The organism is Agaribacter flavus, from assembly GCF_042646125.1.
Lineage (GTDB): Bacteria > Pseudomonadota > Gammaproteobacteria > Enterobacterales > Alteromonadaceae > Glaciecola > Glaciecola flavus.
On the sequence record NZ_JBHRSW010000005.1, the window covers coordinates 20,616 to 33,423 of the forward strand.

11 protein-coding genes are annotated in these 12,808 nt (G+C 42.7%); 1 reads left to right on the plus strand and 10 read right to left on the minus strand.

Annotated elements, in window-relative coordinates:
* Positions 1–41 precede the first annotated feature (41 nt).
* From rlmM to ACFOHL_RS02265, 3 genes are read right to left on the minus strand one after another with little or no spacing between them, the layout of a single operon-like run.
* On the minus strand, positions 42–1,109 hold the full coding sequence (rlmM, locus tag ACFOHL_RS02255; RefSeq protein WP_376918578.1) for a 23S rRNA (cytidine(2498)-2'-O)-methyltransferase RlmM: 1,068 nt from the start codon (positions 1,107–1,109) through the stop codon (positions 42–44).
* On the minus strand, positions 1,102–1,482 hold the full coding sequence (locus ACFOHL_RS02260; protein ID WP_376918579.1) for a DUF423 domain-containing protein: 381 nt from the start codon (positions 1,480–1,482) through the stop codon (positions 1,102–1,104). Before ACFOHL_RS02260 ends, rlmM begins: the two co-directional genes overlap by 8 nt.
* The gene (locus tag ACFOHL_RS02265; protein WP_376918580.1) at positions 1,479–2,372 is read right to left on the minus strand and encodes a transcriptional regulator GcvA; all 894 of its coding nucleotides are present in this window, start codon (positions 2,370–2,372) and stop codon (positions 1,479–1,481) included. The genes ACFOHL_RS02260 and ACFOHL_RS02265 overlap by 4 nt, the downstream gene beginning before the upstream one ends.
* Before the next feature lie 219 nt (positions 2,373–2,591).
* Between ACFOHL_RS02265 and ACFOHL_RS02270 the strand changes: the two genes are divergently transcribed.
* Entirely contained in the window at positions 2,592–2,849 is a 258-nt protein-coding gene (locus ACFOHL_RS02270) for a hypothetical protein (protein WP_376918581.1), read from the plus strand.
* Between the two features lie 106 nt (positions 2,850–2,955).
* Here ACFOHL_RS02270 and ydiJ read toward each other — a convergent pair whose 3' ends face one another.
* From ydiJ to rimP, 7 genes are all read right to left on the minus strand, one after another.
* Entirely contained in the window at positions 2,956–5,970 is a 3,015-nt protein-coding gene (ydiJ, locus tag ACFOHL_RS02275; protein ID WP_376918582.1) for a D-2-hydroxyglutarate dehydrogenase YdiJ, read from the minus strand.
* 289 nt (positions 5,971–6,259) lie between these two features.
* A complete protein-coding gene (rpsO, locus tag ACFOHL_RS02280; RefSeq protein ID WP_376918583.1) occupies positions 6,260–6,529 on the minus strand; it encodes a 30S ribosomal protein S15 in 270 nt (89 codons plus the stop codon).
* A 139-nt stretch (positions 6,530–6,668) separates the two neighbouring features.
* A complete protein-coding gene (gene truB, locus ACFOHL_RS02285) occupies positions 6,669–7,634 on the minus strand; it encodes a tRNA pseudouridine(55) synthase TruB (RefSeq protein ID WP_376918584.1) in 966 nt (321 codons plus the stop codon).
* Between the two features lie 5 nt (positions 7,635–7,639).
* A complete protein-coding gene (gene rbfA, locus ACFOHL_RS02290; protein ID WP_376918585.1) occupies positions 7,640–8,020 on the minus strand; it encodes a 30S ribosome-binding factor RbfA in 381 nt (126 codons plus the stop codon).
* Positions 8,021–8,139: 119 nt separating this feature from the next.
* Positions 8,140–10,749 carry a translation initiation factor IF-2 gene (gene infB / locus ACFOHL_RS02295; protein ID WP_376918586.1) on the minus strand — a complete coding sequence of 870 codons (2,610 nt, stop codon included), beginning with the start codon at positions 10,747–10,749 and terminating at the stop codon, positions 8,140–8,142.
* Positions 10,750–10,771: 22 nt separating this feature from the next.
* Positions 10,772–12,268: a transcription termination factor NusA gene (nusA, locus tag ACFOHL_RS02300; RefSeq protein WP_376918587.1), complete on the minus strand. Its 1,497-nt coding sequence runs from the start codon at positions 12,266–12,268 to the stop codon at positions 10,772–10,774.
* 36 nt (positions 12,269–12,304) lie between these two features.
* Positions 12,305–12,763, minus strand: a complete 459-nt coding sequence (gene rimP, locus ACFOHL_RS02305) for a ribosome maturation factor RimP (RefSeq protein WP_376918588.1) — start codon at positions 12,761–12,763, stop codon at positions 12,305–12,307.
* Between the last annotated feature and the right edge of the window lie 45 nt (positions 12,764–12,808).

Genomic DNA, 12,808 nt, shown 5'->3' on the forward strand with positions numbered 1-12,808 from the left:
TATATCCATATACGCTTTGATTTTTTATGCAGCCTTTTAAGTTAAACGTCAAAAAGTGAGCTGTTCTTAATAACACTCACCGTTACCTCGTCTCTATTGTGGTAAAGATGCTTTGCTTGGATTTGCATCGCCGACAAACCACCCAGTTCCTCAGCAATCTGTTTCAACAATACATCAACAGTCTGAAAACGCTTTTTCATCGGAAGTTTCAGATTAAAAATAGCGGCACTGGCCCAATTATTTTTTAACCAATTGACCATCAACGATGCGACCTTGTCAGGTTTTTCTATCATGTCACACACCAACCAATCAACGTGGCCGTCAAGCGGCTGATACACAAAACCGTCTACAGCAAAGTGTTTAACCATGCCAGTTTTCATTAATGAATCAGCAATAGCACCATTGTCAATAGCTTCAACTTTCACTCCTCTTTTGACAAGCTGATACGTCCACCCTCCTGGACAAGCACCAAGATCGACGGCGGTCATCCCTTTTTTGAAAAGTAGTGATTGTTGTGCAGGGGTATAAAAAAACGTAATGGCCTCTTCCAATTTTAAGGTCGATCGAGATGGGGCATCTTGTGGGAATTTTAGTCGCCGTATGCCTAAGTATTCATCAGAACGATCATTTGCCTTTGATACTGCCACAATACACGCATCACTGCTTTCAAAAAAAAGATGTAGTCTGGGTTTATTGTTATTTTGTTTAGCCGTAAGGAAGACATTTTTACGTAGCGCTGCGCGCAGAGGAACAGTAAACTTTTTACAAAATTTGGCGATGGTTCGGCCTGATTCAGTATCGGCATATTCGAGCATGACATCGCCAAATAGCATGCTATTTTGATTACCTAATACATCAATGAGTTTGGTAATGCGATCCAGCGTGTCATCAAACGCAACATTGGCTACTATCTCTAGTTTTTGACGTGCAAAGATCAAGTCGCTCAAACGGGGAAAGCCACTATCAGATTGCACTGTGTAGTGCAGGTATCCACTATTTTTAACTAGCTTTGCGTAACCATAGCCATGCAATAACGCTAGCTTACTATCAATTTCCGAAGCTAGATCAGATTCGTACCCTGCCCGACAATAGAGTAAATACTTAGACATGGGTATTCGCCTTTAGCACCGAAAAAATTAATGAAACCCATGCCAGTATCAATAGCATGCCACCAATGGGCGTGATATAGGCAAACCACCTTAACTCGGTAATTGCAAGCAAATATAAGCTGCCGCTAAACAACACAATGCCTGCTGTGAAGCAGGCTTGCGTCATATAAAGTCTAATGTTTAGCTGCTTACTCACCAACGAAACCAAAATGATGGCGAGAGCATGATACATCTGATAGCGCGCACCGGTATCGATGATGTTAAGCGCGTAGTCAGACAATGTAGCTTTTAATGCATGTGCGGCAAAGGCGCCCATCACAACGCTAGTCAATGCAAGCAAAGCGCCTACACAAATCCAAGTTTTAACGTTCAAGCCCCCTCTCCCACCAAGCTAAGCATCCAATCACTGAATATCCTAATTTTGCTTTTATCAGCGTGTTCTTCTCTACAAACCACATAATAACTGAGTTTACTCTCAATTTTTTCTTCAAACGGACAAACCAAACGACCACTATCAATATCTGGTTTTGCCAACACGGTATCCGATAATGCCACGCCTTGCCCAATGGACGCCGCCTGCAAAACCAGCATAGTATGACTAAAAATAGGTCCTTGGTTGACATTTACGCCGCGCACGTCAAACGCTTTTAGCCAGTTTTTCCATGCACTTCTGGTGTTGTCGTGCAGCAAGACATGGTGTTTTAAGTCATCGAGTGTTGATAAGGGTTTGCCCGACTGCAATAAAAAAAATGGCGAACACATTGGTGTGAGATATTCGGTAAGCAGCTTAGTGGCATGTAAGCCAGGCCAAGTTCCCTTACCGTGATAAACAGCCACATCTACCGAATCATCGAGAAAGCCATCATCGAGATCGACAGCCTTTATACGTACATCAATTTCAGGGTGTTGGGATGAAAACTCGTGGATCTTAGGCACCAACCATTGACTGGCAAAGCTAGGAGGTGTAGCCACGGTAATCGCACCTTTTGCGCCCATTGCCAACAATCGCTCTGTTGCGTCTTGGATTTGAATAAAGATATCTCTTAAATCATGAAAATAAGCCTGCCCTTCTTCGGTTAATAGGAGTGCGCGGTTTTTTCGGTGAAAAAGCTTAGTTGATAAATGACTTTCTAGCGATTTAATTTGATGGCTCACCGCCGCCTGAGTCACAAATAATTCGTCAGCAGCTTTGGTAAAACTGAGTTGCCTTGCAGCGGACTCAAATGCTTTAAGTGCATTGAGAGGGGGAAGTCGTTTGGACATATTTAATCGCAATCATACATAAACCGAAACATACATTAATTTTTCTAATCCGAAAAATCAAATTTTATCGTTTAAGAATTTTTCATTTTAGCCGTAATATCCACTCGAAAATAAAATTATTTCTTTATTTATCATAATGTTAAGTATTTTTTAAATTTGTTAAATATAATAACATTAAAAATAACTGTTAATCCATAAATTAATAAAAGGATATAAATCATGAAAAATATTTCAGTCTTATTGTTAGCTGCGGCTCTCTTTGGCACTAATGCACAAGCAGAAATCAAGTCTAACATCGACAAAGACTTGCTAACGGTGAAAATCAAAAATGAAATTCAACAAGAGTTGGAAAATATTCAAAGCGTAGAATTAAACCAATCAGAAAAGAGCTTCAGTGTAAAACTGGTAAAAACTAAGAAAAGTAAATTAAACACAGCATCACGCGTTCGTACCACTGCAAACGCAGAAGATGAGTAGTGAGCTTTCGGTAAGCGCCCAGTTAAACAAATTGCCGTGTATTCTATATACACACTCGCCATCTGCCAGCGCTTACCGAATAACATATCAGCAACAATTATTTGTACTAATCAGTAGACAAATCAGCCAATACTTCTATCGGATGTTTAGGCCTAAAGCCTTCAAGCCTTTTCACCTGACTTCTACATGAATATCCAGTCACCAGCACCTGTGTTTTTGCGACCTGCGCCAATTGCTGTTGCCAACTTAAATTGTATATTTTCTTAGAATTATCTAGGTGCTCGCTCTCGTGGCCATAAGTACCTGCCATGCCGCAACAACCTACTGATACGCTCTCTAGACTCAGTCCACTAGCTGCGAATATCTTAGCCCACTGTTCTTCACTTTTTGGCAAGGCTGTTTTTTCAGTGCAATGCGCTAAAAGCTTATAACAAACATCACTCTTGAGGCTCAATGAAAACGATTGTTTAGAGAGGTATTCAGTTAGCGTATGGACGGTAAAGCTAATCCTACTTTTATCAAGTATCTTAGTATATTCATCACGATAGCAAAGTACTAATGAGGTATCTACGCCAAGCATAGGAATATTCAAGCGAGCGACTGTATTTAAGAAATCGCTGGTCAATGTTGCTGTTTTTTCAAACGCATGCAGAAAGCCTTTGACATGCTGAGGTTTGCCATTGGGTGAAAAAGGCAGTAGTACAGGATGCTTTCCGATGGCTTGCAAAAACTTAATAGACTTTTCCACCAATTCAGCATCATAAAAACTCGTGAATGGATCTTGGACGATCAGCACATAATCACGCTTTTGTTCGTCAGACAATTGCTCTAATGCAAGATAACTGTAATCACAATTCAGTGATTTTATGCGTTTATGTATAGAAGGTGATGACACCAAGGGGGCATCTACGTAGCCTATCCAGCGATCCAAAACCCATTTTGTAGGCTTAGCAGACAGGAAAAAGTTAAAAAAAGCAGGGGCTTTGGCCATGACTGGCGCAAGTCGTTCAACGTTTGCGACAAAAAAGTCCTTAATCGGTCGTTTGTACTTTGCATAATAAATCGCTAAAAACTTAGCTCTAAAATCTGGCACATCGACATTAATAGGACATTGATTAGAACACGATTTACACGCTAAGCAGCCGTTCATAGCATCAAATACTTCATGAGAAAAGTCATCATCTTTTCGTGCTTTGCCAAACAAACTGGGCTTAAAGGATTTGAAGTGCAAGTCACCCGTTTTAAACCCTGCTCTCTGCAGTTGAAACAGCCACTCCCTTATCAGGCCAGCGCGCCCTTTTGGACTGTGCCGTCGATCACTGGTAACTTTGCTCGATGGGCACATAGGCGAACTAGTATCATAGTTAAAACACAAACCATTGCCGTTGCAGCTCATCGCTGAACTAAATGTCTCTTTAAAAGCAATCGGGATTTCGCGATCAAAACTCGCACGTTTAGGATCTGTCACTTTAACAAGCTCAGCATCAGAGCCATACGGTGTGCAGATTTTACCTGGATTCATTTGATTTAAAGGGTCAAACGCCGCTTTTATTTTACATATCTCGTCGTACAAACTTTTCCCAAAAAAGGCAGGCGCATATTCGCTGCGGTAACCCTTACCGTGTTCGCCCCACATCAAACCACCATATTTTGCAACTAATTCTACTACCTGATCCGATATAGTTTTTAGCAATTTTTCTTGCTCGGGATCACTCAAATCTAACGCAGGTCTGACGTGCAAAACCCCCGCGTCTACATGACCAAACATACCGTATTGCAATCCATGTTCGTCGAGCAGCGCTCTAAATTCCATAATGAAATCGGCTAAGTTTTCGGGTGGAACGGCGGTGTCTTCGGCAAAAGCTAGAGGTTTTTTATTCCCTTTGGTTTTACCCAATAGACCCACTGCTTTCTTACGCATTGCATATATCTTTTTGATTTCAGCTTTGTCGTAGGTAACTTGATAGCCAATAACACCGGTTTCTTGGCTCGCTATCTCTTGGTCTAATCGCTCTGATAGTGCGGCTATTTTTGCCGTGATTTCAACTTCATTTTCACTGTTGTATTCCACCATATTTAAACCGTCCATGGTTTTATCGGGCACGTTTTGAATCAAATCTGATACGCTGTGCCAGATAATGTCAGAACGAGCCAAATTCAATACTTTACTGTCAACAGTCTCGACAGATGTCGCGTTAGCCGCAATCATAGACGGCGCGTGTCGTAAAGCAGATTCAAAATTGTCGTATTTAACGTTAACTAAAGCCGTATGCTTAGGAATAGGGGTAATATTTAACTTGGCTTCTGCAATAAAGCCTAAGGATCCCTCTGCTCCAGCAACTAAGCGCCCTAAATCAATGGTTTGAGACTTGTCATCGTAAGCATGTTCTAAGTCGTAGCCGGTCAAAAATCGATTCAAGCGTGGAAATTTTTCAATAATGGCCTGACGCTTGTCCACACAGCTAGCTAATACCTGTTTGTATATTTTACCGCTTACCGAATTTTCTTTCGCATTTTTCTGCGCGTGCGCAACAGGTAGTGGTTCTGTTCGAACTACCTCGCCGCCAGCCAATACCACCGTAACCGACAACAAATGATCACTTGTTTTTCCGTATACAAGTGAACCCTGGCCTGAGGCATCTGTGCTGATCATGCCACCCACTGTCGCACGATTACTTGTAGATAAGTCTGGCGAAAAGAAAAAACCATAAGGACGCAAAAAATCATTCAGCGCATCCTTCACCACACCTGATTGTACTCTTACCCAACGCTCTTCTGTATTGATCTCTAAGATTTGTTTCATGTGTCGAGAGGTATCCACTACGATACCTGGGGTAAGTGATTGCCCGTTGGTTCCTGTACCACCACCGCGCGCACTAAAGCTTATTTCTGGCTTATTTGCCGCAAGAGATGCGATTATAGTGAGATCGTCTAGTCGTTTGGGGTGTAAAACTGCTTGTGGTATCTTTTGATATATCGAATTGTCCGTTGCCACAGCCATGCGACTGGCATAACTAATTTCGATGTCGCCAGAGTACTGACTTTTAGCCAATGAGTCTAAGTACAACTTAACATCTTGGGAAACCGTATTTTCAGGTGATAATTTAGGTAAAACAGTCAACGAACACTCCGATACTAATAACTCAGATTGGTTAATGCCTTAAAATATTTCAGCCACGCAATGGTCTTAATTTATTGATTAACATGCAAGTAAATATACAGTGGTTTTTGTTATAAGGTGTAAAGTTTGTAATTTTTCGAAATATTTAGCATTGGCTTAAATGAAGGGGTAGCTTTAAATCCAATGCTTACTTGTGTGTAAGCATAGATAAACAAAAAAATGCGGATTCGCTGATAAACAGGCATAAAAAAAGCGCTCTTTGAGCGCTTTTGGACAAGATATATGTAGCTTATCGACGTAAGCCTAAGCGTTTAATCAGATCTTGATAACGAGTAAGATCTTTGCGCTTTAAATAGTCTAGCATTTTACGACGCTGAGATACCATTCTCAATAGACCACGACGTGAATGGTGATCTTTTTTGTGAGCCTTGAAGTGCCCTTGAAGCTTGTTAATGTTAGTAGTTAACAAAGCAACTTGTACTTCAGGTGAACCAGTATCGCCTTCACCGCGACCGTATTCAGCAACAATTGTTGCTGTTTCTTGTGTACTTAGTGACATATTTTTCTCCAATAGAGTAAATGAAAAATGACCCGATCACTAATTCAGTGTCATTCGAAGAGCGCGTAGTATAGCGATCATTTCCAAAACTTCAAGGCTTAGCAAAGAATTAAGCGACTTTTGTTAAAACTGAAGGGAATTATACTACTAGTCGCTTAGGTTGCAGAATATCAGAGCCGACAACCGTCGCGATGCCAAGGAATGAGCGTGTCTGTCTGTCATTCGCTTGAGCACATTCTGAACTTCTATAAACTCGCACACTATCGCCGCTCGTTAATGTCCTGCTCATTGTGGCTATGTTCAGCGCCATACCATGTTGAAACTTCTTAACTTGTTCGTCGTTTAACTCAATTTCCGCCAAACTTTGTACCTGTATATCCATGGGCAACAACTGCTCGTCAAGCCAACTAAACTCTTCTTCATTACAGCCGTTTTGTAGGGCTAACTCTCTCAAACTTTCCGTAGTTTGCATTGGCAGACCAACAAAGCTAGCAATACTCGTACGCCGCAGTACTTTGACATGTGCACCGCATGACAGTACTTGCCCTAAATCGTCGACGATAGTCCTAATATACGTACCTTTAGAGCAGTGCACTTGCAAACTTAGCTCATCGCCCTCAAGTGCTAAAATTTCTATATTGTAAACATTTATAGTGCGAGTGGGACGAGGCACCTCTATGCCGCTGCGCGCATAGTAATATAAGGGCTTACCTTGGTACTTTAGTGCAGAATAGATAGAAGGGGTTTGCTGTATCTCACCGCGAAATTGTTCCAATGCCTCTTCGATTTGTTCAAGACTGACATTAACAGAATTGCGCTCGATAATTTCTCCATCAGCATCAGAGGTATCCGTTCTTTCCCCCAGTTTTGCCACAACTTCATAAGTTTTATCAGCATCAAGTAAATATTGAGAAAACTTAGTTGCCTCCCCCAAACATACGGGTAACATGCCGGTTGCTAAGGGATCTAATGCACCAGTATGACCCGCTTTCTGAGCTTTATATAAACGCTTTACTTGTTGAACAATATGATTCGATGATTCGCCTTGATGCTTATCGATCAGTATCACCCCGTTAACAGGGCGTCCCTTACGTCTTCGAGCCATAACTACTAATTATCTTTCTTCTGTTCGTCACTTCTGATTACTTGATCAACTAATGAGCTAATCCTCACCCCTTCTGTGATCGAGGTATCTCTAACAAAATGTATAGATGGCGTGTTACGCATCCTGACTCGCTTGGACAATAACCCTCGCATAAAGCTTGCGCCTTCTTTCAATGCTTTCAAATCCACTTTATTCTTATCTTCATCATCGGAATAAAATGTCACATATACTTTTGCATGTCCGAGATCTTTTGAAACCTCCACATCAGATACCGTGATCAAGCCCAGATCAGGAACTCGATGCTTAAACTCTTGCTGTAAAATGCTGGCGATTTCTTTGTGTATTTGTTGGCCTACACGATCAGTTCTAGAAAACTCTCTTGCCATCGACCTTCCCATTCATATAAAAATTGAGGTAGCTGTTGGCCTTTATACCAAGTAACTACTTGCGCTTTGGACAAAAATGGAGGCATTACGCCTCCATTTTTTATTCGACCATAGCGCGATTATATCTCGCGTTGTACTTCTACAATTTCAAAGACTTCGATTTGATCGCCGACTTTAACATCATTGTAATTTTTAACGCCGATACCACATTCGATGCCCTTTTTCACTTCTTGAACATCATCTTTAAAGCGTCTAAGTGACTCGAGCTCACCTTCGTAAATCACAACGTTATCACGGAGTACGCGAATTGGATTGTTACGCTTAATGATACCCTCGGTTACCATCGATCCTGCAATAGCACCAATTTTCGGTGACTTAAAGACATCGCGTACTTCAGCTAGTCCGATGATTTCCTGCTTAAACTCTGGTGCTAGCATACCGCTCATGGCTTGCTTAACCTCGTCTATCAGCTCATAGATGATGCTGTAGTAACGCAGGTCAATTTCTTCTGCTTCGACCATACGACGAGCAGTCGCATCGGCACGAACATTAAAGCCCACAATAATGGCGCTAGAGGCGGCAGCAAGAGAGGCATCGGTTTCTGTAATACCGCCTACGCCACTACCCACAATGTTTACTTTCACTTCATCTGTAGAAAGCTTAATTAAACTGTCCGCAATGGCCTCAATTGAACCTTGAACGTCAGCTTTAAGCACTATGTTAAGCTCACTTACGTCACCGCTTTCCATATTGGCAAACATATTCTCAAGCTTAGCTTTTTGCTGCTTCGCTAACTTAAGTTCGCGTTGTTTAGTGTGACGCTTAGACGCGACTTCTTTTGCCTTGCGCTCATCTTTAACGACTAATGCATCTTCACCGGCAATTGGCACACCTGACAGCCCCAATATTTCTACTGGTGTAGATGGGCCAGCGGCCTTAACATTTGCGCCATTTTCATCACGCATCGCGCGCACACGGCCATACTCTTCGCCACACAATAATATGTCGCCAGGTTTGAGTTTACCTTCTTGCACTAGAATAGAAGCAACTGGACCACGCCCTTTATCTAAGCGAGACTCAATCACAATACCTTTCGCTGGACCATCGTCTACAGCGGTGAGTTCAAGAACTTCAGCATGCAGCGATATCGCTTCTAATAATTCGTCAACGCCTTGACCCGTCTTCGCTGAAAGATTAATAAACTGATGCTCTCCACCCCACTCTTCTGGGATAACCTCAAGCTGAGATAATTCCGTTTTAACTCGTTCTGGATCGGCCGCTTCCTTATCAATTTTGTTGACTGCAACAATAAGTGGCACATCGGCAGCTTTTGCGTGCTGAATGGCCTCTTTAGTTTGTGGCATCACACCGTCATCAGCGGCAACAACAATAATAACAATATCCGTTGCCGTTGCACCACGCGCCCGCATTGCAGTAAACGCGGCGTGTCCTGGTGTATCAAGAAAAGCAATGCGACCATTGTCTGTTTCTACGCTGTAAGCACCAATGTGTTGCGTAATACCGCCAGCTTCACCCGCAGCAACTTTTGTGCTGCGAATGTAATCGAGCAATGAGGTTTTTCCGTGGTCAACATGCCCCATGATCGTCACTACTGGCGCTCGTGTTACAGCATCACCGTTAGCTACATTTGCAATCAACTCTTCTTCAAGGGCATTTTCATTGACAATCTCGTACTTATGCCCCATTTCTTCAATCACAAGTACGGCCGTTTCTTGATCCAACACTTGATTAATTGTTGCCATCTCACCCATTTTCATCATAGTTTTGATGACTTCGGTGCCTTTTACAGACATACGGCTTGCCAATTCACCTACAGCAATCGTTTCGCCAAGTTTAACGACTTTTTCGACAGGTGCGACAGGCTTATTAAATCCTTGTTTCAAATGCTCACCCGCATTTTTCTTGGACTTCTTGCGACGTCTGCTACCGCGTTCAACTTGCATGTCTTCTTCGTCTTCCGCTTCTTGCGCATAGCGATTCGAATGCAAGTGCACTTCTTTCGCTTCTTCGCGCTTACGACGTTCCTCTTCTTCTTTCCAACGACGTTCGTTTTCTTGAGCAAGTTTACGTGCTTCATCCGCCGCTTTTTTGGCTTCTTCTTCTAGCTTGCGTTGTGCCTCTTCTTCCTGCTGCTTTTTAATTCTTTCGGCTTCAGCTCTGGCTTCTTCTTGCTCTTTGCGCTCTTCATCCGACATTTTAGGTTCAGACTTGCGGCGCTCCTCGGCTTCTTTCTTCGCTTTTTCAGCTTCAGCCTTACGTTCAGCTTCTTTCGCTTTGCGTGCTTCATCAGCAATACGCGCTTTTTCTTCCGCCGCTTTTTTAGCTTCTTCAGCTGCTTTTTGCTCTGCTAAACGCTGCGCCTTCGCCTCTTCTTCTTTGCGTTTTGCCTCTTCTTCTGCCAAACGCTGTTCTTCAATTTCACTGCGCTTCACATATGTCCGCTTCTTGCGAACTTCGACTTTTACCGAACGCGCCTTACCTTGACTGATAGTGCTAGTTGTTTTGCGCTGAAGCGTCATTTTCTTAGGCGGCTGCGCGCCGGCACCACCGTGTTGCTTACTCAAAAAATCTAGTAGTTTCTGTTTTTCTATTTCCGAAACAGGATCCCCAGACTTTTTATCTATTCCACAATCTTTAAATTGCTTGACTAGCTTGTCAACGGAAGTGCCAATATCGGTGGCAAGTTTTTCTATGGATACTTCTGACATATTAATGTTGTCTCCCCTTGACTTATGCGTCTTCGTTAAACCAAACAAGATTACGCGCCGCCATAATTAGGGCACCGGCTTGTTCTTCGCTTAACTCTTCTATATCACTTATTTCATCGGTACCTTGTTCAGCTAAAGCTTCAAGGTTTGTAATGCCTCGGCTGGCTAAGACATAGGCGAGATGTCGACTCATCCCATCCAAATCTAATAGTTCCTGCTCTGGCTCAGCATCTTCTAGGGACTCTTCGGTCGCCAATGCCTGTGTTGTCAACGCTGCTTTAGCGCGTGAGCGCAATTCTTCGACCATCTCTTCATCGAGACCGTCAATATCAAGTAACTCGGCAACGGGTACATAGGCAATTTCTTCTAGCGAAGTAAAACCTTCATCTACTAGTACAGATGCGAAATCTTCATCAATGTCTAAATTTTCGGTGAACAAGCTGAGTACCTGCTCATTTTCCGCTTGGTGTTTTGCATTCATGTCTTCTACTGTCATGACATTCAACTCCCAACCGGTTAGCTGGCTAGCTAGGCGAACATTTTGTCCACTTCGACCAATCGCTTGTGCTAAATTGTCGCTTTCTACGGCTACATCCATGGACTCGGCATCTTCATCAACAATGATAGACGCAACCTCAGCCGGCGCCATTGCATTTATGACGTATTGTGCAGGGTTTTCGTCCCAGAGCACAATATCTACCCGCTCACCACCAAGCTCGGTTGATACGGCTTGTACACGTGAACCACGCATACCAACACAAGCACCTACAGGATCCAAGCGTTTGTCATTAGTTTTAACAGCAATTTTTGCTCGTGCACCAGGATCGCGCGCCGCTGATTTAATTTCTAAGGTTTCTTCTGCAATTTCTGGTACTTCTAGTCTAAATAACTCAACTAGCATGTCTGGGTGAGTACGGCTAATGAATAGCTGTGCACCTCTAGCTTCTGGTCGAATAACGTAAAGCAAACCTCTCACTCTATCACCAGGGCGGAACGTTTCTCTCGGTAGCATGTCATCACGATAAATCACACCTTCCGCGTTATTTCCTAAGTCAATGATGACGTTATCGCGGTTAACTTTTTTAACCGTACCCGTAACCAATTCACCCACATTGTCTTCGTACTCAGCAATCATTTGAGCACGTTCTGCTTCGCGCACTTTTTGCACAATGACTTGTTTTGCAGTTTGTGTAGTAATCCGGTCAAACTTGATTGATTCGATTTGTTCCTCAACGTAATCACCGAGCTGAATATCAGGCTCGTCAATTTGGGCAGCCGAGAGTGTAATTTCGGCGAAAGGATTTTCTTGAGGCTGATCGTCTTCTATAACTAACCAACGTCTAAACGTGTCAAAATCACCTGTCTCGCGGTCGATAGAGATTCGCACTTCTATCGCACCTTCGTTTTTCTTTTTAGTCGCACTGGCTAAGGCAAACTCTAGTGCTTCAAAAATCTTTTCGCGTGGTACTTGCTTTTCATTTGAAACAGCTTCTGCTACCAGTAAAATTTCTTTGTTCATCGTATCCTCATACCTTTATAGGCAAGTATTCGTTTGCTATGTCAAGTCAGCAACCAAATTCGCTTTATTAATATTGTTGTATGCTAAGGTAAAAGTTTGTTTATCTACCTCTACCTCAATGTCAATTTCTGTCGCGTTTACTAATTTTCCTTTAAAATTACGTCGCCCTTGTTGCGGCATGTTAGTCTTGATAGACACTATCTCTCCGACAATATTTTTATAGTGGCTCGGCTTGAACAAGGGGCGATCCATACCGGGTGACGACACTTCCAAATTGTATTCTGTCGATATTGGATCTTCGACATCCAACACTGCACTGACTTGATGACTCACCTCTGCACAATCATCGACATCAATGCCATTCTCATGGTCGATATACAATCGCAAAGTACTGTGCTTTCCAGCCCTTACAAATTCGCAACCTAGCAATTCAAAGCCCAAGGCTTCAACCGCGGGGGCCAACATGTCAGTCAATCGTTTTTCCAATTGAGACAATATACTTTCTCCAAATCTCACATATAAAAAAAGGGCTGAAAGCCC

Excerpts from the sequence above, each read along its gene's own strand:
- rlmM (WP_376918578.1), bottom strand. The coding sequence starts at position 1,109 with ATGTCTAAGTATTTACTCTATTGTCGGGCAGGGTACGAATCTGATCTA.
- ACFOHL_RS02265 (WP_376918580.1), bottom strand. The coding sequence starts at position 2,372 with ATGTCCAAACGACTTCCCCCTCTCAATGCACTTAAAGCATTTGAGTCC.
- ACFOHL_RS02270 (WP_376918581.1), top strand. The coding sequence starts at position 2,592 with ATGAAAAATATTTCAGTCTTATTGTTAGCTGCGGCTCTCTTTGGCACT.
- rpsO (WP_376918583.1), bottom strand. The coding sequence starts at position 6,529 with ATGTCACTAAGTACACAAGAAACAGCAACAATTGTTGCTGAATACGGT.
- truB (WP_376918584.1), bottom strand. The coding sequence starts at position 7,634 with ATGGCTCGAAGACGTAAGGGACGCCCTGTTAACGGGGTGATACTGATC.
- rbfA (WP_376918585.1), bottom strand. The coding sequence starts at position 8,020 with ATGGCAAGAGAGTTTTCTAGAACTGATCGTGTAGGCCAACAAATACAC.
- infB (WP_376918586.1), bottom strand. The coding sequence starts at position 10,749 with ATGTCAGAAGTATCCATAGAAAAACTTGCCACCGATATTGGCACTTCC.
- nusA (WP_376918587.1), bottom strand. The coding sequence starts at position 12,268 with ATGAACAAAGAAATTTTACTGGTAGCAGAAGCTGTTTCAAATGAAAAG.